We start from the raw sequence: 25,377 nt of genomic DNA, 5'->3' as shown, positions 1-25,377 counted from the left end.
ATCCCCCCTTTGTCAGTTATATGTTACAATACATGAAACTAATAAAGGGAGATATACAACTTATGGTAAAAAAGTCATTTCTATTTCTATTCGCGTTTCTGCTTGTCTTTCTTTCAAGCCCCATCTCCACAAAAGCTGAAGAAAGTAGTTATAACCTCTACATTAATGGAAAAAAGTTTGACTACAACTATCCGCCAATTGTCCAAAACAATGCGATTTACGTACCCATGTATGGCGTACTCTCTGAGTTAGGTATCAATCCACAGTGGGATAAGGATTATCGTACATTCCGAATTAACACGAATTCCAGTGTCGTTTTCCTTAAGACGGATAGTCCCATTATCCTTAAGACGGAACTGAATGTAGCTAATTTTGATTCCGCTGACAAAAGTTATGGTCCTTATCGAGATTTTAAAAGGGAGCTACTTACTTTAGATTTCTATCCGATTTCCAGTCGGGATGTCGTGTACGTTCCGTTAGTATTTTTAAGTGAATACTTGCATCTCGTGATAGCATGGGGAGAAAATGGCAAGATATCGATTTCTGGAGGCAACTACACGCCAGAGGAACATCTGAAAGAACTTTATTCCGCATGGAATGAACAGTTCAAAAAGATTGGAAATTCCTACTCTAATTACTGGTTCTCCTATAATTATAATGATTTTAAATCGAGGTACTATGCGATGTCCTCTGCGCCATATGATTTAGCACAATATGCAGAGCTCGGTCAGTTTTTGAATAAAGATATCTGGTTGAATAAGACGTCCACATTTTGGAAAGATAGATCGCTTGATCTCCCCAATCTAACTAAAGTAAAAATCACTTATGTTGGCGATGGATCTATGCTTGTTAACGACGGCAATTATGATTACACGGTTAATACCCATACTATAAAATCCTTGTCTCATGCTTCACCTTTATCCGGCTTTTTCCTTAGAAGCCCATTTGATGTATTTGATTTTCCTCAGAAAGCATGGGATGCCATAGCTGCACAAAAGGTTTATAGAGGTATGAATTATGGAATGGTGTTATTGTCCTGGGGCAATCCGATACGTACAAACGTGACAACTGGAAAGTATGGAACCATGTCACAATGGGTATATGGCGACAGTACCTTTCTTTATTTTGAAGGTGACGTTCTATCTACTATTCAATATTAAAAGTTAGCTGCTTCAAGTCGGCCCACTAAGCTTGATACAATCTCAGTGAACAAATCGAAAACGCGCTCCGTCGCGCGCAAATAACGCAGCCATTTCTGGCTGCGTTATCTTTTATTAAAAAATAGTCGGTACCATTCCCCCATCCATGCGGATTGGAGAACCTTTAAATGCTGACGCATAAGGGCTGCATACAAATGCAGCTAGTCTGCCTATTTCGATTGGCTTGATAAATCGCTGTATTTCAGATTGAGGTAAGTTTGCAGTCATGAAATCTTTCTCTTTTTCAGAAAAAGTCATATGTTCATCCGGGTATATCCCCTCAATTATTTGATGCACATTTTCAGAGAGTGTTGGTCCTGGCATGATCGTATTGACTGTAACTTCTGTTCCTTTTGTTAATTTAGATAAGCTTTTGGACAATGATAACAGCATTGATTTTGTCATACAGTACTGAGGCATTTGTCCTGAAGGCATAATGGCTTCTTCACTCGCAATAAAAATAATGCGGCCATACTCATTTTTCAACATTTTAGGCAAATAAAATTTAGATAATCCGTTGGCAGCAAGAACATTCGTACGGAAGTATTTTTCCCATATATCATCGTCAACATTCTCGTATTGCATAATTTCATATATGCCCATATTGTTAACTAAAATATCGATATCGGGGTATTTTTCAAATAATGCTTCTCTTTGCCCCCTCTCCACAAGGTCGGCTGTCGCATTTTGCGGAGAAGTAGCCGGGAAATCTGACTTGATTTCAGTAACAACTCGTTCTACCTCTTCATAATTCCGTCCATTTATTAATACATGAACACCTTCTTTGGCAAGTTCAATGGCAATTGCTTTCCCTATACCTTTCGTTGATCCTGTTACTAACGCTGTTTTATTGTTTAATCCCATATCCATCCTACTTGTCTCCTTCTCATTGTCTTCCGGATAGAGATTATATTACCTTGTCTGGATAGCTCAGTAACTAGCCTATTGCGCCAAAGTTCTTGTTCAACGCGCCAAATGTTTAGAAGTTTGCACCTAAATGTGCAGTACGCCAATTTGAAGGCGTATCGCCTTCCCATAGACGGAAAGCGCGGTAGAACGAGTTCTGGTCTTCATATCCGATCAAGAAAGCCACTTCTTTAATATCCAGCGAGGGGTCTGCCAGGTACTTTCGTGCCTGCTCATGTCTAGCTTGTGTCAACAGACGCTTGAAGCTCGTATTTTCATCAGTTAGTCGGCGCTGCAAAGTACGATCGCTCATATTGAGTTCCTTCGCGACAGTCTGAATGTCGGTTCGCCCTCCTGTGAGGCTGCGTTTCATGATCCATTTGACCATCTCGGTGATGGAGCGGCTGCTCCTCTGATCCTCCAACGATCGGTCCATAACAGGAGTCAGAATCTCCAGCAATTCTTCGTTATAGGAGACAAAGGGTTTGTCCAGATCTTTGCGATGCAGCGTCAACCGGTTGCATGTTGAACCAGTCCGGATACGGCAGCCGAAGTATGCTTCAAGAACCTGCACATCGCCCATTGCATGCGATAATTCGACGAACTGCGCCGTCAAAGGTTGACCTGTGCCCCGTCGCCCAAGCTCCAGAAGAAATACCAGCGTGATACCGACCAGCAACGGCGGAACGGGCTGCTCGTTATCCAGCCATTCCAGATCGATCGTACAATGCTCGCCCTCCTCGGTGATACGCAAGCTCTCAGGCGGGCACAGTTGTTTGTACCGAGCCATTCGGTTGAGAGCATCACGGTAATCACGAGCGTGGTAAGCCGCTAAGACGGCTGGTGGGTACTTCGCTGTTTCAAAAACGGTCGCCAGCTCGATAATTCCATTGGCTGTGTCACCCATGAGATCGGAATAAGCTTGCCAGATCGCGAGATACTGGGCGGTGGTGACTGCTGGTTCAGTAATAATGGTAAGCGGCAGCCGTGCTTTGCGAGCTACGTCATGGGCGGCAATCCCTAGTTGGCGTAATCCTGCCCAGAACCCTGGCGGCATTTTTATATGGTCAGAGGTATGAGACTTCATGCAATAGGGCCTCCTTTGGCTGCTTGCCTATTCTTTCGTTCAAATGAGAAAACCGGCTTCGCCGCCCTGAGAGATGAGCCTTGTCAAAGCGATAAATCCTGTTAGGGAACTACAGGACGCTATTTAGATAAATAGCAGGGGGACGGGGCCAATAGCGGAACTACAGGGTCTTATTACCACGAAAAACGCTGAATTTCTCTGCAAACAGCAAAATAGCGTACTATAGTTCCCTCAACCTCGCTATATAGGCACTTTTTTCTATAATAGCGTACTGTAGTTCCCTCCGCGGGAGACCGCTGAGTGAACTCCTCTTATTATGCTGTCTATTATCGCATGCCGCAACATTAGCAAAGTTTTGCGTAAAAGCCCCCTAATCGGCTATGAAACAGAAAAAGACTGCCGGAAAAATCCCAGCAGTCTCCAAACACCTTATACCAGCTAACCCGCTCCAATATTCTAAATAGAATTTGCATCCAGAAGACGCGAAATCTGCCGGAAGGGATTCACCGTTTCTCCCATACTCGCTGGCATGCTGCCTGAAACGGGCCCTTCCTGTTCCAATAATGGTCGGATCAAGTTTTTCCATGGCCATTTCGGCTGATCAAGCATGTAGGCTATGATTACAGCCTTCACATCTTCCGGCAGCTCAGCAAGAACGATAGCCTGCTGCAAACTCTCCAATACAATGAACCAGAGTTGCTTCTCATCCATTTTAAATTGCTCAGCTATGGCCTCAAGAATGGCATAAAGATTCACTTGAATGCCCAGTGTCTGCAAATAAACCAGCAGCTTCTGCGGCGTTACGTTATACAGCGAATTCGGATAACCTGGCTTCATCTTATATTGCGGATCATCCAGTCCGTTTCTTGTCATCCAAGGCACATGCAAACGAACGGAGTCATGATCGCGTAAAAGCAAACCGCTAATCACTTGATCTTTTAGGATCAGGAGTACGTTTTGACCGTGGATTTCCGGCATCACGCCGCATTGGAACAGACGCAGACAAATCGTGAGGAATGTGAGGCATACCTCGCCGAATAGGGTGGCAGCAGATTCTGCCGAATGAGGCATGTTCCGCTCCCTTATCCAGATATCAAGTATCGTTTCTTGGCCATCTCGCGGGTAAGCTGCCAAAGCCGACATCGGCAATAAGCGAATATTTTCCGTTTCCGTGAGTGCAGCTGGATATTGACGTATCAAAGCAGAAAGATGCCGGGGAGAATCCGCAAAAAAGTCGCCGCTTGCAGGCAGATAAGCCCACCAAGTCTTTTCATCGCATAGGAATAGCTGCTCTTTCAGCACTGAATCGTACATTTGTGCCTGCTCCAGCAGTCGCTGGCCTCGCTCACCGTTCATCATGTGGACAGCAGGCAAATAACGAACGGCACCAAGTGAAACGATGCCAAGCGGCAGCTTCAGATGCCGGTTGCTCCCATTCCGAGGCGCCAACGATCGCGCAGATGAAGTCGCGTAGTAAACGCCTGTTTGCACATCAAGGGGAATACAAATACCCGATTCCAACTCTTCTTGCAGCATTTGCGGCAGCATGGCTGTTCGCTGCCATGGATGCACAGGCAGCGCAATATACAGCTCTTGCGACAGTCCTTTCAGCTCCATCGCTTTATGCACAGCCATGCGTTCCTCAGGTGCAAGCAGCAAATCGGCAGGTGTGAGCGCAGCTAAGGCACCCTCCTCACTTGCCTTGCCGCTGTATATAAACGCCTTGCTTACGGCCAACCACTCCAGTGTAATGGGTTGCCCAGCTTCTGCGCTGAAGGCCTCATAATCGGCTTGTGTCCAGCCGCCCTTTGCCTTGGCTACAGGATGAAAAGGACGATCCCGCCATGCAGCTTGGCGCTCTAACGCAATGAGACGCCATGCCGCGTGATCGGTTTTTGGGTGAGCTGCATTTGTTTGAATTGTATCTGTGTCATTAGCATTTGCTTGACCAGCATTTACGTGAGCAGCATTTGCGTGAGCCCCATTTGCATGAGCAGCATACGAGGAATCGCGCGTACTAGCAGCGTAAGCGTCTGCCCAACTTGTCTGTTCTAGCGACAGCCGGAGCAGCTCTTTTAATCGCGATGCCCCTTCATTATCTCCATTCCTCTCATGATGCGCATAGCGCTGCTCTGCAACCAGTTCCAACAGCTTCATGGCATCAATCCTGGTAGGCCCGATTTCCCTGCTGTACGGTTTCCCATCGCTCGCGGATCTTTGGTTCATTTCATTCACTTCATATACACCACCGCCAAAGCAATAAGAGATCGCCTGGACTACAGCTGGACGCACAGGAAAAATCAGAAATCGACCTAACTCGCGATTCACCCACCAACGGAAATAGAGGCCGGTATGTTTCTGAGTTTCCAAGAATGACCGCAAACCGGCGGAGATCTCTGTCATCTCTGACAATTCCACCAGTTCACCTCTGCCATCCTCTTCTAGTATGCCCTCCGCCAGCAGCGCATTAACTAAATCCATGCATATACGCTCCTGCGATTCGCTTGCAATAGCTCCATGAGCTGAAGCTTCTTGGACGGTTTGTCGTCCCATTGTGAAGTCCCCCTTTAAAGAAAAATATGCTCAGGATGCTCATGGCTCAGGAAATCATGGGCTGAAATCGTCCAGCCATAAGCTCCCGCAAGACGAAAAAGCACAATATCTCCGACGCGAAGACGAGCAACATGAATGTCTCTTGCAAGCACGTCTTTTGGCGTACACAACTCACCCGCTACGGTTATTTCCTTATCCTGAATTTCTGGCCTTGCAAACGGATAATCCCATCGCTCCACAGGCACAACCTCGAAAGGATGGCTGTGCTGCCAAGCGCCTGGCAGTCTAAAATGATGCGAGCCACCGCGTAAAATCGCATAATGCTTATCATGGTTGCATTTCAGATCAACAACCTCTGTGGCATAGAAGCCGCAGGCTGCCGCCAAATAGCGGCCTGGCTCAAACAACAGCTCAACGCCAGCTATTCCCTGCTCCTGCACAACTGTACGAAGCCCGGACGTAAAGGTATCCCACTCAAATTTGCGTTCCATATCTGTATAGGAAATCCCAAAGCCGCCTCCAGCGTTTAAATAAGACAATTGAAGTCCGAAACGCTCCTTCCAGCCCCTAACACGTTCAAGGTAGACGGAAATTAATCTGACGTGCAAGCTGGCATCCAGATTATTGGAAATGGAATGCAGGTGGAATCCTTCCAACTGCACATGCGGCAGCGACAGGGCTAATTCAATGGCTTCAGCAACCTGCTCCTCGTCAATTCCAAACTGTGTCGGCCGTCCCGCCATAACAAGCGTAGCTTCAGGAAACGATGCTCTGAGATTTACCCGAATCAAAACGGAGGCTTGGACGCCAAGGCGAGCTGCAATAAGCGAAATACGTCTCAATTCAAGTGTACTTTCAGCATGAATCAGCTTAACGCCAAGCTCCAAGGCTTCTTCAATCTCAGCATCCTTCTTGCCGGGTCCGCCGAAGATAACAGGCTTATCTGCCGACACCTCGCGTATCTTCCTAATTTCCCCAATGGAAGCCGCTTCGAAGCCGTACACGATTGGCTCCAAACATTGCAAAATTTCTTTGGCTGGATTAGCTTTCATTGCGTAAAACAGGCTGCATCCTTGTGGCAGTCCGCTAACGGTTCGCCTCGCATGCTCTTGCAAGCCTTGCAAATCATAGATAAAGGCAGAGATCGGCTGGGCATGCGTTTCTTTCCACTGCTGAATCGTTGTTAATACCTTATTATCCAACACACTTTGTATCATGAACGCTTATTCACACCTTTCATGGGAATTGACCATCTAGCTTTGAACGAAACCTTGAAGATGTGCTTTCAGAGCCCGGAAGGCAACGCCTCGTTCATCCCCAAGCACAAATGCTTGAATACCTAACTCCAACCATTCTGCAAAATCTTCCGGCGCTCGCGGGATTGCACAGTAAGGAACATGACATTGCTTCGCAGTTGCAGCTACTTGCCGCAGAGCTTCTTTGACAACTGGATGGCGGGTTTGCCAAGGGATGCCGTAGGACTGCGATAAATCAGCCGCCCCCTCCAATACCATATCAACCCCTGACACGGACAAAATGTCATGGGCCATCTCCACGCCCGCTCTCGTTTCGATCATGGGGACGACCATGATTTCCTCATTGGCTCTTTGGACATAGGCCGCTAGATCATGCTTCCCGAATATGCCGGCCCGCCCGCTGTTGAGACTGCGGTTTCCAAGCGGAGCATATTTGCAGGAACGTACGATCTGCTCCATTTGCTCTCTACTTTCCACTTGCGGGACAACAATACCTAACGCCCCCGCATCAAGTGCTCGTAATATTTCCTTCGCATTAGGCTCGGACACGCGTACAAGAGCAATCAAGTCAACGGCTTCAGCCGCCCGTATCATATGCTCAAGTGTTTCCGGATTCACCTGCACATGCTCATTGTCGATGATAATGAAGTCATAATCGGCACAGCCGATCATTTCGACGACGAGCGCTGAGGGAATAGAGACCAGCAAACCGAATACGGGGATGCCATTTTTTAGTTTTTGCTTAAGTTTATTCTCTTTGAGCATCTGATTCACCTAAACCTATGCAGTGGATTGGGTACTTCCTGGAGCCGAACTTCGGAATCTCCGAATAGTCGTCGTGCGGTCAACTGCTCAACTTGGATCGTTTCTGCAAATAAATCAAACGCTTGATAACGCACTTCATGCTGTGGATGCGCCTGCCTGTAACGATGTATAATCTGAGCGGCTGCTTCCCAGAAATAAGCTTCGGACAGCTCATAATGCTCTTCAAGAAATAAACAAAGTTCTGTTAAATTGATAAAAAAGAAGGCATCATGCACGAAATCACGCACAATCGAGGCGTCCTTTGTTTCAATGAAGGAATTCGGATTGATTCTTGCATGATGGGCAGGCAGCGTATACAGCCTTGGACAGCCTGCCGGATTAGCCAAATGTTCACGTGAGAAGCGGATACCATCATGAAAATCCTTAAAAGCAACGCGAACCGGTACCCCTTCACAATGAATTAAAATAATATTCTGAGCATGTGTCTCCAGTGCCACGCCGTGAGCAAATAATAAATGAATCAAAGGCTCTATCGTTACTTGCAGCAATTGGTTAGTCCAGGCTTCAACGCCCATATCCTGCACCCATGGATCAATGAGCAGACGGCTCGAGCGGTCCACTGAGGTTAGCGCATTATAAGGGACAGCCTGCTCATTGCCACGCAAATAAGGGTGCAAACTTTCCCGCCAAATAGCGCCAAGCGCGCCATACGCCCGTGATCGTAGCTTTTCCGGCCATGTTTCATGATCGTATGCCACGCCTGCAACTTCACGCAAAAGCACAAAATCAAGCCGCTTGGCATCAGGATCGTCCTGGACAAGAGAATACAGCCAATCCGAAATTAGCGGGGCATTCAGAACCGTATGCTTGGCAAGCATTCGACTTGTTGACGTATTCGTCAGGCTCATCGGAAGCTTGAGATAGGGCTTCTCCTTAGAATGAACATTAGCAAGTGTACGAATCGATTGCTGGGGAGCATACGGCTCCGCCCCCTCGCCGATCAGGATGATCCGTCCATCTGCCAGCTGGCGATGAAAGACGCGAATAATCGTTTCCCTCCATTGCCAAGGGTGAACCGGAATCAGCCGATAGTTTGAGAGATCTTTGCCAAAGGCTGCAAGCTTGGATCTAAAGCCGGCTACCACTTCCTCACCCAGCTCGGATGAGATCCATGTCTCGTCATGCAATGCTGAGGAATAAGCAGCCGAACTTTCATCCCTCGCAACTGCAAGCCATACGGGTTTGATCATTGGTTTAAACTCAGGCCCATACATCCAATTATCATCCAAATTGAAGCCGATCCTGGACTTGTAGCAGGGATGGTAAGGATGGCCATCCATCACATTCGCTTCCAGCGCATCGTACTCGCGTTCAAGACCAGACAGTTCACGATTCGGATTGACATACTGGGCCTGGGTGTCTTTGATAAGCGTCTGTTCCAATTCTTCTATAAACATAGGCAGTTGGTTGACAGGGATAAGAGGAGCGAGCACCTCCCCTAAGAAATGTTCCAACCGCGCCTCCGAGGTGACGCCATCTGGTCCAACGCGTTCAATCCCCTTCTGGCGACTCAAGCGAATACGGCCGAAACTTATCTTGAGGCTGCCCCAGCATTGGTAGATAAGCGGCAATCCCTCCGTAGAGACCCCCTTCATAACGAAACGCGATTCACTCGAAACCGCTGAAATAGGCTCCTTCGATGTAGAACAATCGATAATTCGTTCAAACAGCAACGACTCCACCAATTGCCGTAATATTCGTTTCTCCACTCTGGCATATTCAGGCGATTGCAGCGCAGCAAGCCATGTGCTGCCTGATAGGACTGCTGGTTTTTCTTGGATTTGCTGACCGATCATACGTCCCTCCCGCTGTGATAAATTGGATTTGGTATTTGCACATAATCAGGTGCTTCACTTCGCTGCTCAAATCGGCTGATAAAGTTGGCTTTTGCCGGAAAAAGCGGATTTTCCACTAAATCATGCAGATATCCACTGGATGGATGGTTAGCCTTCATAAGAGTCAACTCGTGTATGAGAACACGGCGAACAATTTGCCAATAAGAAGCTTCATCTTCTTCATTGCAACGGGCAATCGTATGAATGAGCGCGCCCAAATGGTTAACGAAAAAGTAGTATTTCAGCCTCTTCCACGCCTCTGCCTCCGTGTACAGTACTGGACTGTCCGCCGGAATCAAATGCGGTGTCCATCCCTGCTTCTCTGCTAGGTTGAGGTTCACACTGATTCCTTCCAAATCACGCACGTAATAGCGAACGGGGGCTCCTTGTTCAAGTACAATCAAGGAGTTTTGCACATGCGCCTCCAAACTTATGCCCTGTTCAGCAAACAAATGAAGAAGGGGAAGCATGGACAATTTCAAATAAGCAGCAAGCCAGCCTTCCCAATTCGGCAGAAGTCCCTGATTGGATTGGCGAACCGCCTTAAACAGCAACGGCTCTTTGCCGTCTGGCGGCTGCTCCAGCAAAGCGGCTACGACGAAACAGGCTGACTGCTCCTCCATCGTCAACTGCTCGGCTTGACGGTACACGACGGCAAAGGAGGCAAATAACTCCTCCTGTTCATGCACAGGGATATTAGGAACATGAATGGTTTGAAAGCCAGTCTCAGCTAAAATGTCCATGCCTGGATACATGCCTGCTCTACGACCTGACTGGAAGGCATGCAAAATGATCGAAGCATCCATCGTGCGGCGTACCTGATCAACGGTATTTTCACGGATGAAATTCGTTATCCGCACATGCAAGGGCAGCTTGTAAAACAAACGCTCCTTCGGATCCCATACTGTACGCACAGAGGAAGTAGGGTAGACCTGCTGACCATCTTCCAAACCAAGCGGCCCCAAATCAATCAGCTTGCTCTGACTCATTAACGCTTGAACATGCGGCTGCTGGCTAACATATTTCATCTGCCAAGGGTGAATCGGCAGCAGGCTGTATGTCTCAAAGCGCTCTCCAAGCTTGATCTGCGCAGCCGCAACAATCGTTGAAGGTGGCATGGGACGCTTGCCAATCCACTCCTCACATAGGAGTTCATTGGACACAGCCATGTAATGCAAAGCAAAGACAGCGCCCATTTCTGGTGCATATTGACTCAAATCAATGTCCGAGAACCCTTCGGAACTTTTGGGCGTAGGATGGAAAGGATGTCCATACACCATCGATTGCTCTGAACGAGTATAGTCGAGTGGATTGCCGCCGGCTTCCGTAACATTTAATTGCGCATGCCTCACATAAATTGCTGTTCTCCTGATACTATTGGAAATCTGCTCCCGCATGGCCTGTAGAAGACTTTCCTTAATGGCATCATCCACGTTATAACTGACCTCGAGCAATAAAAGTTCAACAATCTGCTGGGGGCTGACGGCGCCAAATGCCTTCTGGGTTGCTGACATTGCCGCCCCCTTGGTTGAAACATACAAATTGGAACCATACCGATGTTGACCTGTTATTGAATAATAGCTGAGAAGTCCAACAATCGTAGTTTGGGTCAAAGGCAGCACAATTTTAAACCATTGTGTGTCAGGCTTTTTCATAAAATCTATCGTCTCTTTAGCGAACCCCACTTCTTCCAGGGTGCTAATTTGGCATCTGGGATCGTTGATTTCCTTTTCCCGTACATAACTGTTCAGAAGTCCGCGCAATGCCGCTTGTTCTGCCAGTATCACATCTTGAAAGGAACGCGTTCCATATTTGTACAGCATACCTGCATGTCCTCCTCTTCGTGTTCCACGACCAAGTCGCTGGATGACTCCTTTAATAGAGTGGAAGTTTCAGCCCTACCTCCTCTTTGCAGGCAAGCAAATAGATCAAACGGGCGCAAGCAATATCCTCAATAGCCATGCCCATTGGATTCAGAATAATAATCTCTTCCTCATTCTGGCGGCCCGATTTGGCACCGATCACAATCTCGCCTAACTCCGCATAAAGCTGCTCTCTGGAGAACTTCCCTTCCAACACCAGTTGATTCAGCACTTTCTTCTCGCGATTCGACTGATCCCAATCATCGACAATAACTTTATCCGCTTGCAAGTAAACTTCTTTATGAACGTCCATGATCGAAATATTGCTGATAAAGGCTCCCTTGCGAATCCACTCAAACGGAATGTAAGGGGTATCCGTTACGGTGCATGTGACTACGAGCTCACCTTCGCGAACCGCCTGTTCGGCACTTCGGGCCGTAGTGAATGTCACATCGGGAAACTTGGCGTGCAATTGTCCCGCCAATCGCTCAGCAGCAGGAAGCGATTGGTCAAATAAATAAACTTCCTGCACGTGGTCAAACTGCTCCAGCAAGGAATTCAGCTGCGCGTGAGCAATCAACCCACAACCCACACAGGTAATCGTTCTGAAGCCTGCGCGCGCCAGATGCTTCGCAGCAACAACGGTGACGGCGGCCGTACGCATGCTGCTGATCAACCCCGCTTCGAGCACAGCGATTGGGAAGTGACTTGCTGCATCGTTCAATATGATGACACCGCTTGCTCGCTCTTTGCCTCTCTTCTGCGGATTATCATGCTTGCTTCCGATCCATTTCAGACCTGATAAAGGAAAATCTCCGCCAATAGAGGCTGGCATTGCAATAATTCGGTCAGCAATATGCCCCTTTTCGCCCGCTGATCGCAAATACGGCTTCAAAGGCTGAACATAGTCGCCTCTGGCATGCAGGGAAAGAGCCTCTTCCATTGCCTCTGTATACAGCCAAGAAGAGTCCCCGCCAAGCCAGGCAATGGTTTCTCGATTCAAGTACAGCAATTCAGGCACCGGTTTCTCTGTTCTATCTGCTCTTTTCAAACCTTGCAGTTGTAATTGAGATTGATCGATCATTGTATCTCACCTTTCACAGTTCATGTATTGGATTTTCATTCCTAAGGCAGCTGGGCTACCCACTTATCGTCATAAATAAGATCCAGATATCGGTCGCCGCGATCTGGCAGCAAGGTAACGATTCGCAATGGCTTATTGGGTCCAGCATCGAGTGTCGGCAGCAGCTTGCGTATAGCTGCAACAATCGAACCTGACGATCCACCGGCAAAGATTCCTTCCTTTTTGAGCAAATCCCGGCAGCCTTGGGCAGACTCCCTGTCTGTAATATGGAAAGCAGTGTCGACCTCGCCAGCATTCAATATTTCTGGAACGCGACTAGCGCCAATGCCAGGCAATTCGCGTTTGCCTGGTGTCCCGCCAAATAGGATCGATCCAACGGCATCGACAGCGATTACACGCAGGTTTGGATATTTTTCACGCATTTTGCGGCTCGTCCCCATAATGCTGCCTGAAGTGCTGACACCAGCGATAAAGATATCAACATGGTCCAGTGCATCAGTGATTTCAGTCCCGGTTCCTGCATAATGAGCTTTCCAATTATTATCATTTGCGTATTGATTCACCCAGAATCCATGAGGCGTCGTCTGGAGCAGTTCATTCACTTTGCGAATTCTCGTTTTGAGAAAGCCTCCTTGATCGTCCCGCTCTTCGACCATCACGATATTCGCACCCATTTGCTGCATAATCGTTAAGTTAGAGAGCGCTATCTTAGGGTCCACCACACAAGTAACGTCCAGTCCATATACCCTACCCATCATGGCCAGAGCTACCCCCAGATTGCCAGAGGTGCTCTCAATCAAGTGCGTGTTGCTATTGATAGAACCATCTCTCAGTCCTTGCTCGATAATGTAGCGTGCTGGCCGATCCTTCATACTCCCGCCAGGATTCATATATTCCAGCTTTGCGATAACTTGTACATGTGGTTGCGGAAACAGGTTGCTCAAATGGACGAGTGGCGTGTGACCCACACAGTCCGCAATTGAGTTTTTCACAGTGCTTAAGGGCAGGTTCGCTTGCAATAGAGACATCATCGTTCCTCCTTTAATTTTAAAAATCAGCTCACACAGGCAGGACAAGCTTGCCCGCAGGACGTTTCAGCCCCAAGTGATCTCTAAGCGTTCTTCCTGTGTACTCCGTTCGAAATAAACCTCTTCTCTGCAGCTCCGGCACAACCAGGTTGACGAAATCTTCAAAACCGCCAGGGAAATACGGCGGCATCACATTAAAGCCATCAGCTGCCTCTTTGGTCATCCATTCCTCCATGACGTCGGCAATATGCTCCGGTGTGCCAGCCACCGTGTAATGACCGCGAGCGCTGGCTGTTCGCAAAATGAGCTGACGAAGAGTCAGATGATGATGCTGTACCATTTCGCAAAACATCTGAAAACGAGCTTTCTGCCCCTTAACTTGATCGATTGATGGCAGAGCTTCCAGATCCAGAGGAACATCCAACGGAAATCTGCGCAGATCGGTTTCAAACAGATTGGACAGCCGAACGAGTCCGAGTTCAATCGAGGCCAATTGGGTCAGTTGCTCCTCTTTTTCGCGTGCTTCCGCTTGGGTGACGCCTACGATTGGACTGAAACCTGGCAGTATTTTCAACTCGTCCCGGGAGCGGCCATACCTTTGCATTCTTTGTTTAACATTCGCGTAGAAGGCTATGCCATGCTCCAACGTATCTTGAGCTGTAAAAATAACTTCTGCCGTCTCCGCAGCCAAATTCATACCGGCTTCAGACGAACCTGCTTGAACAAGCACGGGGTACCCTTGGGGTGAACGGCAAATATTTAGCGGACCACGCACTTTAAAATGCTTGCCTTCGTGGTGAATCGGGTGGATTTTATGATCAAAATCACAATAAATGCCACTCTCTTTATCCGCGATAATCGCATCATCATCCCAGCTGTCCCACAGCTGCTTCAATACATCAAGAAACTCCTTCGCCCGCTCATACCGCTCCTCATGCTTGGGATGCTGCTCCATGCCAAAATTAACAGCAGTTACATCACCAACTGAAGTCACGCTGTTCCAACCTGCACGTCCCCCGCTGATATGATCGAGTGAGGCGAACATTCTTGCTACGTTGTAAGGTTCGTTGTAGGTCGTTGATACGGTGCCGATCAAGCCGATTCGTTCCGTGCCCATCGCAAGAGCTGACAGCATGGTGAAAGGTTCAAGCCCCGCGCTCACCTTGTACTTAATAGCCGGTGTCAGCACCAGAGCATCTGCCAGAAACAGCGAATCTAGCTTCGCTTTCTCTGCCATTTGTGCCAACTTCGTATAGTATTGTATATCTGTAATCGACTCCGGCGTTGTAGCGGGATGCCGCCATGATGTTTCATGATGGCCCGTACTTAACAGAAATAAATTCAAATGCATTTGACGTTTTGGCGAAATCATAACTATAGCTCCTTTACCTAATTGTCTGATTGCAACCTGATCTCTTTGGGTGTAGTCAATCGCAGAACCAGGAAACCTCCTGCCAGCATCATGCAGCCATGCAGCGTAAAAATGAAAGACGTACTAATGAATCCCCCAAAAAAGCCGCTTGCCAGCGGACCCGCAATTTGACCAATAAACAGCGTGCTTCTTGTAAATCCATGTCTGGTTCCCAACTGTTCGCTCTGAGAGCTTCGCGTAACGATAAGAAAAACCGACTGAATTAAAGCGCTTGAAGCAAAACCTTGCAGAATTCTTAACGGAATGAACCAGGCAATACTCGGAGCAAATGCTTGTATGACAATGGCTGTAAAGCAAAGCAGCGAGGCTAGGAAATATGTCCGATGAACCGGACTCCGGTCATTTCTCCTTCCCCACCAAGAGGAGGCTATCCAAGCAGACGCCCAGTTAATCGCTTGTAGAATGCCAATCCAAACCGCGGTTTGGGAAGGATTGGTAAGATGCTGCTTCACGTGCACGGGCAGCACAGGGAGAAGTCCATGCAAGCAGAAATTGGCGCATATCCCTGCAAGCAAGAATCTAACGACCATCTTTTCTCGCATCAGTTGACTAAACTGTCCCATGAGGCCTGTTGACTTCACAGTCGTTACTCGATTAGTTCGCGTCTCCTTCAAACCTATCAGGCAGAGGATTGTCCATAGGGCAACTAATCCGCCCAACAGCAGCAATAAACGATGGAAACCAAACCATTTGAACATCGTCCCTCCGAGCAGAGGGCCAAGCATCGAACCAGCAGCCAGCGCTCCTTCCAGCTTGCCGCGAACAAGCCCCTGTTCCTCAGGCTTTACTTGGGAAGCTGCCAATGTACCGACGGCATCAACCACACCGCCCAAAGCCCCTTGCAGCAGCCGCAGGATGAACAGTTGAAACGGACTTGTGACGAGCCCTGTTGCCGTAAGCACGAGAGCCGTGCCGAAGAGGGCTCGCACCACCATCCACTTGCGGCTGGTTTTGTCGCCCAATAGCCCCCATAACGGCGCTGTCAGCGCAGCCGATACGGCAGGAGCCGCTAGACTTAGACCGCTCCACATTAATATGGATGCTTGATCGTCTGCACCTAACTGCTCTATATAGAAGGGAAGCAGTGGAGCAATAACCATTGAACTTAAAACGGACAAAAAATGGCTGCCCCAGAGTAGCCGGAAACTTACTTTCCAATCGCCTGTCATGTTAATTGACATCCTGCCATTCATTTGTTCAAGAAGCTTCCTCCCGTTCTCTTTGTATTTTCAAATGAAAATCGGTTATCCATCGACTCAGTCATTGATAATGATTATCACTTAGTCAAATGATATCATGTTTAATTAGCCTTATATATGGTCTGATTGGATGATTTTGGTTATCCAAATAGATTACGGTAGTGACGAAAAACCTGGCCTGCGACTAGGTCACCAAGTCAATGTACTATGAGGCAAATTTTAACCTTCCTTACGAATTCAATAACCTTTATTCGGCCAAAATCGTACATTCTGAAAATCTAATGAATTCCAGATGTGCTATTTCAAGCAAACGATCACCTTTCCACCTAATGTCTGCTCGATAGCGCCAGCTCCGTTCATTAAATCACCAAAGTAGCCATTTTCTCGGCTATAAGCATCGCACAGTTCATTAGATGCCCTTTGAGCCGAAAACCACCATAGTCAAGAAGTCTGCGGTGGACGCCAATATGGGGTTAGCTTCGCGCACCCTAGTTCCCTTTGGGCGAATACGATAACACAGAACGCAGCTTGAAAAGGAACTACGTTCCGCTAATTGGCGGAAACCGAGGTAGAAGCAGCATGAAAGGGAACTGAGATACGCTATTTTAGCGGAAGATGCCGATTTCGGCGGGGAAACGGGGAGATAGCGGATCGTAGTTCCCTTCAGAGTGGAATATGGCGGTTTTCAGCAAGATAGCGGATCGTAGTTCCTTTTGGAGCGGAATATGGCGGTTTTCAGCAAGATAGCGGATCGTAGTTCCCTTCAGAGTGGAATATGGCGGTTTTCTAGCAATATAGCGCCCCCTAGTTCCCTCCCTCCGGCAAAGCAGTCACTCTCAAACACAAAAAGGCCTCCGCGCGTTTCTACTGCTGCATAGAAACGCGCGGAGGCTTGGAGTTATATCCGATGTGATCTCGCTAATCCTGGTCAATCATCTGTTTAAGCGTATAAATAAAATCAGTACGGGATTGATCAATTTCCAATACTTTTTTGATATTTTGAGCATGCTTTTTGACGGTATTTTCGGACACGTACAGGATGTTGGCAATCTTTTTCACCGAGTAATGATTACATAGCAGTTCAGCAACCTGTGTTTGTCGTTCACTAAGCTTATGTCGCGGGTGATCGCTGGGTCGTTCGGCTACCCCCACCCCTGCTGCCCTCGTATTTCGTTGCTCCCGTCCATCTACATGTGCGCTTACCGTGCTCTCCCAAGTAATAACGACCTTTTCAGATAAGTCCAAGGCTGAGACCTCTTTTAGTATCATAATGTGCAAGGAGTCCAGTTTCTCATTGACAGAGGAGTTATGGACATGAGAATCAATAGTTAGTTTTAATTTTTTGACAATCATAGCACTTATACCCCCTAATAGTAGGTCATACTCTTACTTCAATTCCCCGCTGTTCACAAGAAAAGAACAAGTATCTATGTCACTCAACTGGTAAGCTAGTGTTCGTCATCCATTGATAATGATAATCATCGTCATAATTATTGTCAAATAATATTAAGCTCCTGCCGCTTCCCCTTGGGTGAAATCTTGCGCCCCTTCCCATGCGGAATACAAATCGGCGTACCAAATAATAGATCTGCGCCGATTTCGCACTCCATCCCATACACCTCGCGAATCATTTCTTTGGTCACGATATCTTCCGGCATTCCTTGGGAATGCACCCCTTTGTTGTGTACAGCGACCATATGATGCGCATACCTGCAAGCCAAATTCAAATCATGCAGCACCATGACAATGGTACGCTGCTCCTGTTGGTTCAGCTCAAATAACAAATCCATGATTTCTACTTGATGGGCTACATCCAAATAGGTCGTCGGCTCATCCAGCAGCAGAATCTCTGTATCTTGCGCTAACGTCATGGCAATCCAAGCTCGCTGCCGCTGGCCCCCTGAGAGCGAATTCACATCGCGATCCATCAGATGGCTCATGTGAGTTAGTAACAGTGCTTTCTGCACCTGGAGCTCATCTTCCTCAGACCATTGATGAAACAAGCTTTGATAAGGGTACCTCCCCAATCGCACCAACTGCAAGACCGTTAGACCCTCTGGCAGAACAGGTCCTTGTGGCAGCAAAGCCATCTGCCTGGCTACTTCCTTGGTCGAAAGCTGGGCAATTTCGCGGCCATTTAAAAGAATCGAACCTTGGGCAGGCTGCAGCAATCTAGCGAATGAACGCAATAAAGTAGACTTGCCGCAACCGTTGCTCCCAATCAGAATAGTAATCTGCCCATGCGGAATATGTAAATTCAGCGTATCCATAATGATTGTTTCTCCGTACCGGAGCGTTAACTGCTGCGCGGTTAGTGCAGACTTGATCATCAGTAAGCCTCCTTCTATTCTCCGTATCTTCGTTTCGGCTAGCCTTGCTGCCTTTTTACTTTGATTAGCATGTATAAAAAGAATGGCGCCCCGATCACCGCTGTGAACACGCCAGCCGGAATATCTCGCGGCGGGAATAAGGTGCGTCCTACGAGATCAGCGGCAACGAGCAGAATAGCCCCCATTACTGCCGAGCAGACAAGTAGAATGCCATGCGAGCCACCGACGATTCTGCGCGAGATATGCGGCGCCATTAAACCGATAAAGCCAACGCTGCCGACAAAAGCAACTGCCGAGCCCGCTAACCCTGCTGCTGTGAAGATCAGCGCAAAACGTTGAAGCTGCAAGCGCCCCCCCAACAAGATAGGCAGTTCATTGCCGAGCACCTGGATATTCAGACGTCTGCTTAGCGTAAACAGAATCGGCAGAAACAGGATTAGCCAAGGCGAGAAATAGAGAACCGTATCCCAGTTCGCGCCATAAACCGTACCTGTAAGCCATACCTTGGCTTGACTGAGCACAGCAATCGGGCTGAAGATGAGAAAAAGCGTCTTCAGTGCTTCAAGAAGAGCAGATACGCCTAAACCAACCAAAATAATTCGCGATGGCGATATCCCCTTTTTCCAAGCTGCTAGATAGATGAAAACCGAAACCAGCAAAGCGCCAACGAAGGCAAACACTGGCATTAGAAAAATGCTCGTTTTGAGATTGAAAATAGCGAGAAACAACACTGCGGCCATCGCAGCACCGCTTGTAATCCCAATAATATCTGGAGAAGCCAGCGGATTACGGACAATCCCTTGCATGATCGTTCCAGCCAAGGCGAGAGCCATCCCTGCCAAACAAGCCATGAGAAGCCGCGGCAGCCGGAAGTTCCATATGACAATCGATTCCATCGCCTCTCCATGAGGACCGGCCCATAGAATCTGTAACGTACGCAGAGGTGAAATATAGAGTGTTCCAGCACCTATACTTACGATCGAAAGGATCAAGAGGATCAGCATGCTTACAAAAAGCATCCCCATTTTTTTCTTATCAACCAAAAAAGATACGCGCAATCGCTCAGAGCGGAAAGTGGCATAGCGGTTCATTTCGCAACATACTCCTTTCGCGCCAAATAAAGAAAGAACGGAGCACCGATGATTGCCGTCATAACGCCAACGGGAACTTCTTTCGGATAAGCAATGAAACGAGCTGCGATATCCGCAGCCAGCAATAACGAAGCGCCAGCTACCACGCTGTAAGGAATCACCCAGCGATAATCAATGCCGACAATACCACGCACAAGATGCGGAATAACCAAGCCGACGAAGCCAATTGGTCCGGCTATCGCCACAGAGGAACCTGCAAGCAGTACAATGACTACCAAGGCGATAATCTTCAAACGAAGGGTGTTCTGTCCCAAACCCCTGGCAACATCCTCGCCAACAGAGATAACATTCATCGCCGGACCAAGAAACAACGCACATATGGTGCCTGCTAAGAAAAAGGGGAATACCGGCAATATCGCTTCAAGCTTGCGCCCTTCCACTGACCCTGCCATCCACAGAAAAATATTATCCAAAACACTTTCATTCGATACGAGAATTGCGGCAGTGAATGAGGTGAATAAAGCGGACAATGTGACTCCTGCCAACGTCAGTTTAAGCGGCGTTATGCCCTCATGACCGACAGAGGCTATGAAGTAGACCCCAACAGCTGCGACCGCGGCACCAAGCAACGAGAGCCACATGAATTCGAGCTGCGAAGTCATCGAGAGCACAGAAAATCCGACAACAATGAAAAAGCCTGCTCCCGCGTTGATTCCAAGAACACCTGGCGAAGCCATCGGATTCCTCGTTAAGGCTTGCATCAACGTTCCCGCTACTGCCAGAGCCCCTCCCACGATGCAGGCGATAATTGCTCGCGGCAACCGAATGTCGCGTATAATAACATGAGCATTCGTTCCATCAAAGCTTAAATACGCCGCAATGAATGTAGACCACGATGTATCTGTATAGCCATACACATTGCTGCTGAGGAACAGCGCTGCCGCTATGCCCAAACCAATGACTAGCCCCGTAATTCTGGCTGAATTGCTTCGAAGTATCATGCTGCGATCCCTTCCATATAAACGAAATTCAAACCCGTAGCCAAGTCATGCGACCAGATTACGGGTTTGTCCAACTTTTTTTATTTTAGTAAATGCTTCGACAGCTCATCGACCATCAGATTTGCCGAAATAATGCCCCCTGAGGAATTCCAAATACCATCGTTCACCTTGATCGCTTTGCCTTTTTTCACGACGTCCAAATTTTTCCAAAGCGTTTCTTCCTGCCAAGCCTTCTCTGTTTTGGCGGTCATCCCTTTATCATCTTCCAGCGTGAAGTAGAACAGGATATCACCATCCAACTCTGGAATACGCTCCTTCCCTATAATCTCGGCAAATGTAGGCTTATCTTGCGCCGCTGGCCTCTTGAGACCGATTTTTTTGAGAATACCGCCAGCAAATGTATCTTGATAATAAACCCTTACTTTATCCTCCAAATAGAAGCGAACCAACGAAACCTTGGTATTTGTTTTGTCACCTAGTTTTTGCTGCAGATCTTTCACCTTGGTTTCAAAAGCAGCCAGCTGCTTCTCGCCTTCTTCATTCTTGTTCAACGCTCCTGCGTAAATTTTGAAGTTGATCAGCGAGTCTGAATTCGTTCGCTCCGAGAAAACCGTAGGCGCGATACTCGACAATTGCTGATATATTTTCTCTTGTCGCAGCTTGTTGCCGATAATTAGATCAGGCTTGAGTGCTGCGATCGCCTCCAAATTCGGCTGATTTTCATCTCCGACAATCGGTACACCTTCCAATTTGTCCTTCAAGTGGTCATAATAAGGTTGTACGCCCCATGCTTTAACCATGCCCACTGGTTTGATGCCAAGTGCCAGAGATGCCTCTACGGCATCATTCACCAGAATGACAACTCGTTGCGGATTTCCTTTAACCGTCGTTTCCCCCATAATATGTTTAACCGTGTAGGGTGTACTTACTGCTGGAGTTGCTGCAGCGCCAGCTGCGCTTGTCGTCGGCGGTGCAGATGTTGTGGTTGTTCCTGTTCCACATGCTGCCAAAATAAGTGATAGAATAATGAAAAGCAACCCCATAGTATGTTTTCTTGTTCCTTGCCGAATCATAGATTTCTCTCTCCCTTTTTGTATTGATAATGATTCTTGTTATCATCTATTAGTCTAAAGCAAGCGTTATTGGCCGTCCATGACCTGCAATATCCGATATGATGCACAATTCTACCAGCAAACTCATATATGCTAGCGAGAGGGTGAGAAGATTTTGCCAGCCACATCAATTCGTCATGTTTCTCATAGAAGTCATACCCTCCATATGCTCTCTTCCATCCGCAGATTAAGGCGATTGCAGCCCTTCTTGCAAACAAACAGAACTGTACCTGTTTCGATGCTTTGCCTCATTGCGACGGGGAGAGGAACCCTTGTAATTAACGATGTGCCGCATCTTTATGAGCCGCATCAACTATTTTATTTCGGTCCTGGCACAAGAATTAGCATAGACACTATAGAGGCAGAAACCCAGTACTATCAAGTCGTTATCCATTCTGTGACAGCGATGAAGCACGGACAACAATGGACGCTCAAGAATGCTCCAGGTCAACTGAAAGGACTGACCACAGGCGCTTTGACTTCTCGTGATCCCGATCAAATACAGCAAAGAATCATTGAGCTTTATCATTTGATCCATCGCGATGGGGCTGTTGATGGAAACGGAGCAACAGATCCCAACTTGCAACTGCAAGGTCTGCTTGATTTCCTCCTTTCAGATTCAGCCAAGAAGGAATCTCCACAGATTTCCAATCACGGGATAGACGCCTGTATTTCCTATATTCATCAACAATATCACCAGAAGATTACGCGAGAAACACTGGCAGAGATCGCGATGCTTACTCCTAATGCCTTTTGTCGCAGCTTCAAGCGCGCAACAGGTATTTCCTTTACTGATTATTTGAATCGAGTAAGGATTAAGCATGCCAAAGACCGACTGACTGCCTCCTGTTCCATCAAAGAAGTAGCCAGTACGGTCGGTTACAGCAGTGAATATTATTTCAGCCGCTTATTTAAAGAAGCTGTTGGCTACTCGCCTACGTTATATATTAAAAGAGAACGCCTCAAAATCGCTGCGGCTTCACGCACTGGATTTCACAACAACTTAGCTTCTATAGGGCTGAATCCAGCTGCCGGGGTGGATTGTTTCAGATATCCTTGGATGAACGACGCTGATTATAACTTGCGATTAACGTCAGCCTTGGAACAGCTTAGACTTGTGAAACCTGATCTGATCATCGCCGACTATTTTCATAAATCCTTATATGAGGTATTAAAACAGATCGCTCCTACAGTTGTCCTAGCTCATCATCTTGACTGGCGTCTGACACATATGAATATTGCGGAGCTTGTTGGACGTGAAAAAGAAGCCTCCCAATCGTTCCATCAGCTGGATGAAAGAACGTCAGAGGCCCGCTATTCGTTGAATAAATGGATTGGAAATGCTCGTGTAACCGTTATGCAGATTGTTCCGCATGCGCTTCGTATTCAGGGAGCTGTCAACCACCCATTGAATGAGTTGCTGTATGCCGAGCTTGGCATGAAGCCAGGCAATGCCGTATCTCCTACGAAAATGCGCGATGAAATGCAGGTCGAAGAATTCCCAAGTCTGGAGACGGAGCATCTATTTATTATCAAACATATTAATCATCCAGAATCGGATCATTTGTTTAAACGACTCATACAAACGCCTGCCTGGAGCTTAATTCCTGCTGTTGCCAGCCAACAAACGCACTATATCCCGAACTGGCTTCTCATGAGCTGGACCCCCATTGGCAGAAGCAAGATCATTCATGATCTTACGGAGATGTTACGTTACAACTCTATAGAAAGGGCTCCTCTTCCTGAGTGATGCCCTTCTATTCAGAGTTTTTATTTTACTCAGTCGCGTGACGAAGCTGGTTATTTTTCTGCTGAACCGATCTCATTAAATCAACGTTCACATCCCTATCCTCCGCCATGCTGATGAGTGCGTGAACATCTTTGGGCAGACATTTGCCCCCATAGCCACGATTGTCTTCATAGACAAATGTATGACTTCTCCCAATTCTAGGATCCTCGAGCCAAACTTCCCGCAGTTCATTGTAATCAATGCCGTGAGCGCCAGCAATGTCATAGAATTCATTGCAAAACGATACCTTCAGCGCGAGAAAGCAATTCTCCATGTATTTCGCCATTTCCGCTGTACGGGCATCCGTCAAGCGAATCCTCACCTCAGCGTTATACACCTGTTGGTAGGCACGAATCACAAGACTAGTATCCGCAGAAGCTCCTCCCAAGGTAAGCCATGTCCGATGGCGAAGGTCCGAAAAGTGGTGATCCACCGTTTCCCCGTAGTACTCCGGTTGGAACACGATTCGCTTGCCAGTGCGTTCCTTCATAGCATCCGTGAAGCCAACGGGAATGGTCGAACGAATGACAATCACTTTGGCCGTCAGCCACATAATGACTTCTTCCACAATCGTCGTATCGCATTTCCCATTAGGAAGCGAGGGGGTCGGAACACAGACGAATACCATATCGCATGCGTTCACCTCATCCCGACTGCCTTTCTCCAAAGGTGCATCATAAATAGCAGCCTTTGGGAATAAGGCATGAATCGCTTTGCCTACATGGCCATATCCAATAATTCCAATCTTCATCATGATTCTCGCTCCTCAAGTTGATCGCCTGAATCTTATTTACATCTATGATGCTGCCGCGTTATCTTCCTGGATCTGAGCCTGTTCATGACGCTTCCTCTGAACAGCAAGGAGGATAAATACCAAGAAGTAGTATCCCCAATACCCAACGAATTCCTCAAGCGAAGGATTCTGCGTATAACCAAGGAAAGCTTTAAAGAATATGCCAACTTGGCCGTTTATCAGCGGCTCTTTCCCATAATCGCGGAGATATTGCACCCCATCGATGGGGTGCTCCGGCATAAAGGCTGTAATATTGTAGATTTCACCGATTTGATGACCTGCTGTATGATATAAACTCCCCATAATGCCTAAATCCTGCATGATCCCAATGGCCTGAACGAATAATCCTGCAGAAATCATCATCAGGAAAACAGCCGTTATACGGAAAAATGTACCAAGACGAATTTTCTTCGTGCCTTTGAAAAAAAGCAGTCCAACCACAACGGCAAGCACAAGCCCGAATAAGGCCCCCCAGCTTTGGAGCGCTTTTTGAATGTCCCCTCCCGTAATGGCAGCGAAAAAGAATACGGTCTCCACCCCTTCACGTACAACAACCAGAAAGGAATGGACAACCATATTAATGGCGCCGCCAATAGTCAGAATATGAGCAACTTTACTCTGAACCTTCCCTTGCAGCTCACTGCTTTGCTTACCCATGAACATAATCATATGCGTTAATAAGCCTGAAGAGACAAGCATGATGCCAATTTTCATATAATTCTGACTGCCCATGCTGGCAAATCCCGTTAGTAGTACCTGGAATGCAAGAGCCAAGCCGTAACTAACGATCAAAGCTAAGAAGACGCCTACCCATACCCATTTATGCCAGCGGATCATCTCAATACGCGTTAAATAGGTAAGGATAACACCAACGATGAGAATGGCTTCAAGCGCTTCGCGGAACGTGATGAGAAATGCCTGTAAATCCATGTTTTGCCTCCTGTTCTCTACCTTCCACCTGCACACTGAAAGACACTTGCGCTATACAGCACAAG

Annotated in this window: 20 protein-coding genes; 2 read left to right on the top strand and 18 right to left on the bottom strand. The window is 47.5% G+C overall.

The features are described 5' to 3' along the window. Positions 1 to 62: 62 nt before the first annotated feature. The gene (locus tag LOZ80_RS05890) at positions 63 to 1,160 is read left to right on the top strand and encodes a stalk domain-containing protein (protein ID WP_238170554.1); all 1,098 of its coding nucleotides are present in this window, start codon (positions 63 to 65) and stop codon (positions 1,158 to 1,160) included. A 114-nt stretch (positions 1,161 to 1,274) separates the two neighbouring features. Here LOZ80_RS05890 and LOZ80_RS05885 read toward each other — a convergent pair whose 3' ends face one another. The 16 genes from LOZ80_RS05885 to LOZ80_RS05810 form a co-directional block, all read right to left on the bottom strand. Beyond that, a complete protein-coding gene (locus tag LOZ80_RS05885) occupies positions 1,275 to 2,069 on the bottom strand; it encodes an SDR family NAD(P)-dependent oxidoreductase (RefSeq protein ID WP_238170553.1) in 795 nt (264 codons plus the stop codon). 109 nt (positions 2,070 to 2,178) lie between these two features. Beyond that, positions 2,179 to 3,192 (bottom strand): helix-turn-helix transcriptional regulator, encoded by a 1,014-nt coding sequence (locus LOZ80_RS05880; protein WP_238170552.1) that lies wholly within the window; start codon positions 3,190 to 3,192, stop codon positions 2,179 to 2,181. Positions 3,193 to 3,648: 456 nt separating this feature from the next. Then, positions 3,649 to 5,745: an IucA/IucC family protein gene (locus tag LOZ80_RS05875; RefSeq protein ID WP_238170551.1), complete on the bottom strand. Its 2,097-nt coding sequence runs from the start codon at positions 5,743 to 5,745 to the stop codon at positions 3,649 to 3,651. A 14-nt stretch (positions 5,746 to 5,759) separates the two neighbouring features. Further along, entirely contained in the window at positions 5,760 to 6,962 is a 1,203-nt protein-coding gene (locus LOZ80_RS05870; RefSeq protein ID WP_238170550.1) for a type III PLP-dependent enzyme, read from the bottom strand. A gap of 36 nt (positions 6,963 to 6,998) precedes the next feature. After that, positions 6,999 to 7,766, bottom strand: coding sequence for an HpcH/HpaI aldolase family protein (locus tag LOZ80_RS05865; protein WP_238170549.1), 768 nt, complete (start codon positions 7,764 to 7,766; stop codon positions 6,999 to 7,001). A 5-nt stretch (positions 7,767 to 7,771) separates the two neighbouring features. Further along, positions 7,772 to 9,622 (bottom strand): IucA/IucC family protein, encoded by a 1,851-nt coding sequence (locus LOZ80_RS05860; RefSeq protein ID WP_238170548.1) that lies wholly within the window; start codon positions 9,620 to 9,622, stop codon positions 7,772 to 7,774. Then, the gene (locus tag LOZ80_RS05855) at positions 9,619 to 11,484 is read right to left on the bottom strand and encodes an IucA/IucC family protein (protein ID WP_238170547.1); all 1,866 of its coding nucleotides are present in this window, start codon (positions 11,482 to 11,484) and stop codon (positions 9,619 to 9,621) included. The genes LOZ80_RS05860 and LOZ80_RS05855 overlap by 4 nt, the downstream gene beginning before the upstream one ends. A gap of 52 nt (positions 11,485 to 11,536) precedes the next feature. Then, on the bottom strand, positions 11,537 to 12,607 hold the full coding sequence (gene sbnB, locus LOZ80_RS05850; protein WP_238170546.1) for a 2,3-diaminopropionate biosynthesis protein SbnB: 1,071 nt from the start codon (positions 12,605 to 12,607) through the stop codon (positions 11,537 to 11,539). Between the two features lie 41 nt (positions 12,608 to 12,648). Beyond that, positions 12,649 to 13,638 (bottom strand): 2,3-diaminopropionate biosynthesis protein SbnA, encoded by a 990-nt coding sequence (sbnA, locus tag LOZ80_RS05845; RefSeq protein ID WP_283214741.1) that lies wholly within the window; start codon positions 13,636 to 13,638, stop codon positions 12,649 to 12,651. Between the two features lie 28 nt (positions 13,639 to 13,666). Further along, the gene (locus tag LOZ80_RS05840) at positions 13,667 to 15,007 is read right to left on the bottom strand and encodes an LLM class flavin-dependent oxidoreductase (RefSeq protein WP_238170545.1); all 1,341 of its coding nucleotides are present in this window, start codon (positions 15,005 to 15,007) and stop codon (positions 13,667 to 13,669) included. A 17-nt stretch (positions 15,008 to 15,024) separates the two neighbouring features. After that, positions 15,025 to 16,236, bottom strand: a complete 1,212-nt coding sequence (locus tag LOZ80_RS05835; RefSeq protein WP_238170544.1) for an MFS transporter — start codon at positions 16,234 to 16,236, stop codon at positions 15,025 to 15,027. Between the two features lie 948 nt (positions 16,237 to 17,184). Next, complete coding sequence (locus LOZ80_RS05830) at positions 17,185 to 17,511, bottom strand: response regulator transcription factor (protein WP_238170543.1); 327 nt, start codon at positions 17,509 to 17,511, stop codon at positions 17,185 to 17,187. A 251-nt stretch (positions 17,512 to 17,762) separates the two neighbouring features. Further along, on the bottom strand, positions 17,763 to 18,593 hold the full coding sequence (locus LOZ80_RS05825) for an ABC transporter ATP-binding protein (RefSeq protein WP_238172906.1): 831 nt from the start codon (positions 18,591 to 18,593) through the stop codon (positions 17,763 to 17,765). A gap of 41 nt (positions 18,594 to 18,634) precedes the next feature. Then, positions 18,635 to 19,687 (bottom strand): FecCD family ABC transporter permease, encoded by a 1,053-nt coding sequence (locus LOZ80_RS05820; RefSeq protein WP_238170542.1) that lies wholly within the window; start codon positions 19,685 to 19,687, stop codon positions 18,635 to 18,637. Continuing rightward, positions 19,684 to 20,688: a FecCD family ABC transporter permease gene (locus LOZ80_RS05815; protein WP_238170541.1), complete on the bottom strand. Its 1,005-nt coding sequence runs from the start codon at positions 20,686 to 20,688 to the stop codon at positions 19,684 to 19,686. Before LOZ80_RS05815 ends, LOZ80_RS05820 begins: the two co-directional genes overlap by 4 nt. Before the next feature lie 80 nt (positions 20,689 to 20,768). Beyond that, positions 20,769 to 21,761: an ABC transporter substrate-binding protein gene (locus tag LOZ80_RS05810; RefSeq protein ID WP_238170540.1), complete on the bottom strand. Its 993-nt coding sequence runs from the start codon at positions 21,759 to 21,761 to the stop codon at positions 20,769 to 20,771. Positions 21,762 to 22,008: 247 nt separating this feature from the next. On the opposite strand from LOZ80_RS05810, the gene LOZ80_RS05805 reads away from it, so the two are divergent. Then, complete coding sequence (locus tag LOZ80_RS05805; RefSeq protein ID WP_238170539.1) at positions 22,009 to 23,550, top strand: helix-turn-helix domain-containing protein; 1,542 nt, start codon at positions 22,009 to 22,011, stop codon at positions 23,548 to 23,550. A gap of 25 nt (positions 23,551 to 23,575) precedes the next feature. Here the strand turns inward: LOZ80_RS05805 and LOZ80_RS05800 are convergent, their stop codons facing one another. Beyond that, entirely contained in the window at positions 23,576 to 24,343 is a 768-nt protein-coding gene (locus tag LOZ80_RS05800) for a Rossmann-fold NAD(P)-binding domain-containing protein (protein WP_238170538.1), read from the bottom strand. A 42-nt stretch (positions 24,344 to 24,385) separates the two neighbouring features. Then, a complete protein-coding gene (locus tag LOZ80_RS05795) occupies positions 24,386 to 25,312 on the bottom strand; it encodes an FTR1 family iron permease (protein ID WP_238170537.1) in 927 nt (308 codons plus the stop codon). Between the last annotated feature and the right edge of the window lie 65 nt (positions 25,313 to 25,377).

Source organism: Paenibacillus sp. HWE-109, assembly GCF_022163125.1.
In the GTDB taxonomy this organism is placed as follows: Bacteria; Bacillota; Bacilli; order Paenibacillales; family NBRC-103111; genus Paenibacillus_E.
The sequence above is the reverse complement of the archived record's forward strand: the minus strand, read 5'-3'. Positions and strand labels throughout refer to the sequence as shown.

Coding starts and splice junctions, on each gene's coding strand:
- LOZ80_RS05880 (WP_238170552.1), bottom strand. CDS start 3,192: ATGAAGTCTCATACCTCTGACCATATAAAAATGCCGCCAGGGTTCTGG.
- LOZ80_RS05885 (WP_238170553.1), bottom strand. CDS start 2,069: ATGGATATGGGATTAAACAATAAAACAGCGTTAGTAACAGGATCAACG.
- LOZ80_RS05800 (WP_238170538.1), bottom strand. CDS start 24,343: ATGATGAAGATTGGAATTATTGGATATGGCCATGTAGGCAAAGCGATT.
- sbnA (WP_283214741.1), bottom strand. CDS start 13,638: ATGATGTCTCTATTGCAAGCGAACCTGCCCTTAAGCACTGTGAAAAAC.
- LOZ80_RS05835 (WP_238170544.1), bottom strand. CDS start 16,236: ATGACAGGCGATTGGAAAGTAAGTTTCCGGCTACTCTGGGGCAGCCAT.
- LOZ80_RS05795 (WP_238170537.1), bottom strand. CDS start 25,312: ATGGATTTACAGGCATTTCTCATCACGTTCCGCGAAGCGCTTGAAGCC.
- LOZ80_RS05875 (WP_238170551.1), bottom strand. CDS start 5,745: ATGGGACGACAAACCGTCCAAGAAGCTTCAGCTCATGGAGCTATTGCA.
- LOZ80_RS05855 (WP_238170547.1), bottom strand. CDS start 11,484: ATGCTGTACAAATATGGAACGCGTTCCTTTCAAGATGTGATACTGGCA.
- LOZ80_RS05860 (WP_238170548.1), bottom strand. CDS start 9,622: ATGATCGGTCAGCAAATCCAAGAAAAACCAGCAGTCCTATCAGGCAGC.
- LOZ80_RS05810 (WP_238170540.1), bottom strand. CDS start 21,761: ATGATTCGGCAAGGAACAAGAAAACATACTATGGGGTTGCTTTTCATT.
- LOZ80_RS05840 (WP_238170545.1), bottom strand. CDS start 15,007: ATGATTTCGCCAAAACGTCAAATGCATTTGAATTTATTTCTGTTAAGT.
- LOZ80_RS05870 (WP_238170550.1), bottom strand. CDS start 6,962: ATGATACAAAGTGTGTTGGATAATAAGGTATTAACAACGATTCAGCAG.
- LOZ80_RS05890 (WP_238170554.1), top strand. CDS start 63: ATGGTAAAAAAGTCATTTCTATTTCTATTCGCGTTTCTGCTTGTCTTT.
- sbnB (WP_238170546.1), bottom strand. CDS start 12,607: ATGATCGATCAATCTCAATTACAACTGCAAGGTTTGAAAAGAGCAGAT.
- LOZ80_RS05815 (WP_238170541.1), bottom strand. CDS start 20,688: ATGATACTTCGAAGCAATTCAGCCAGAATTACGGGGCTAGTCATTGGT.
- LOZ80_RS05865 (WP_238170549.1), bottom strand. CDS start 7,766: ATGCTCAAAGAGAATAAACTTAAGCAAAAACTAAAAAATGGCATCCCC.
- LOZ80_RS05820 (WP_238170542.1), bottom strand. CDS start 19,687: ATGAACCGCTATGCCACTTTCCGCTCTGAGCGATTGCGCGTATCTTTT.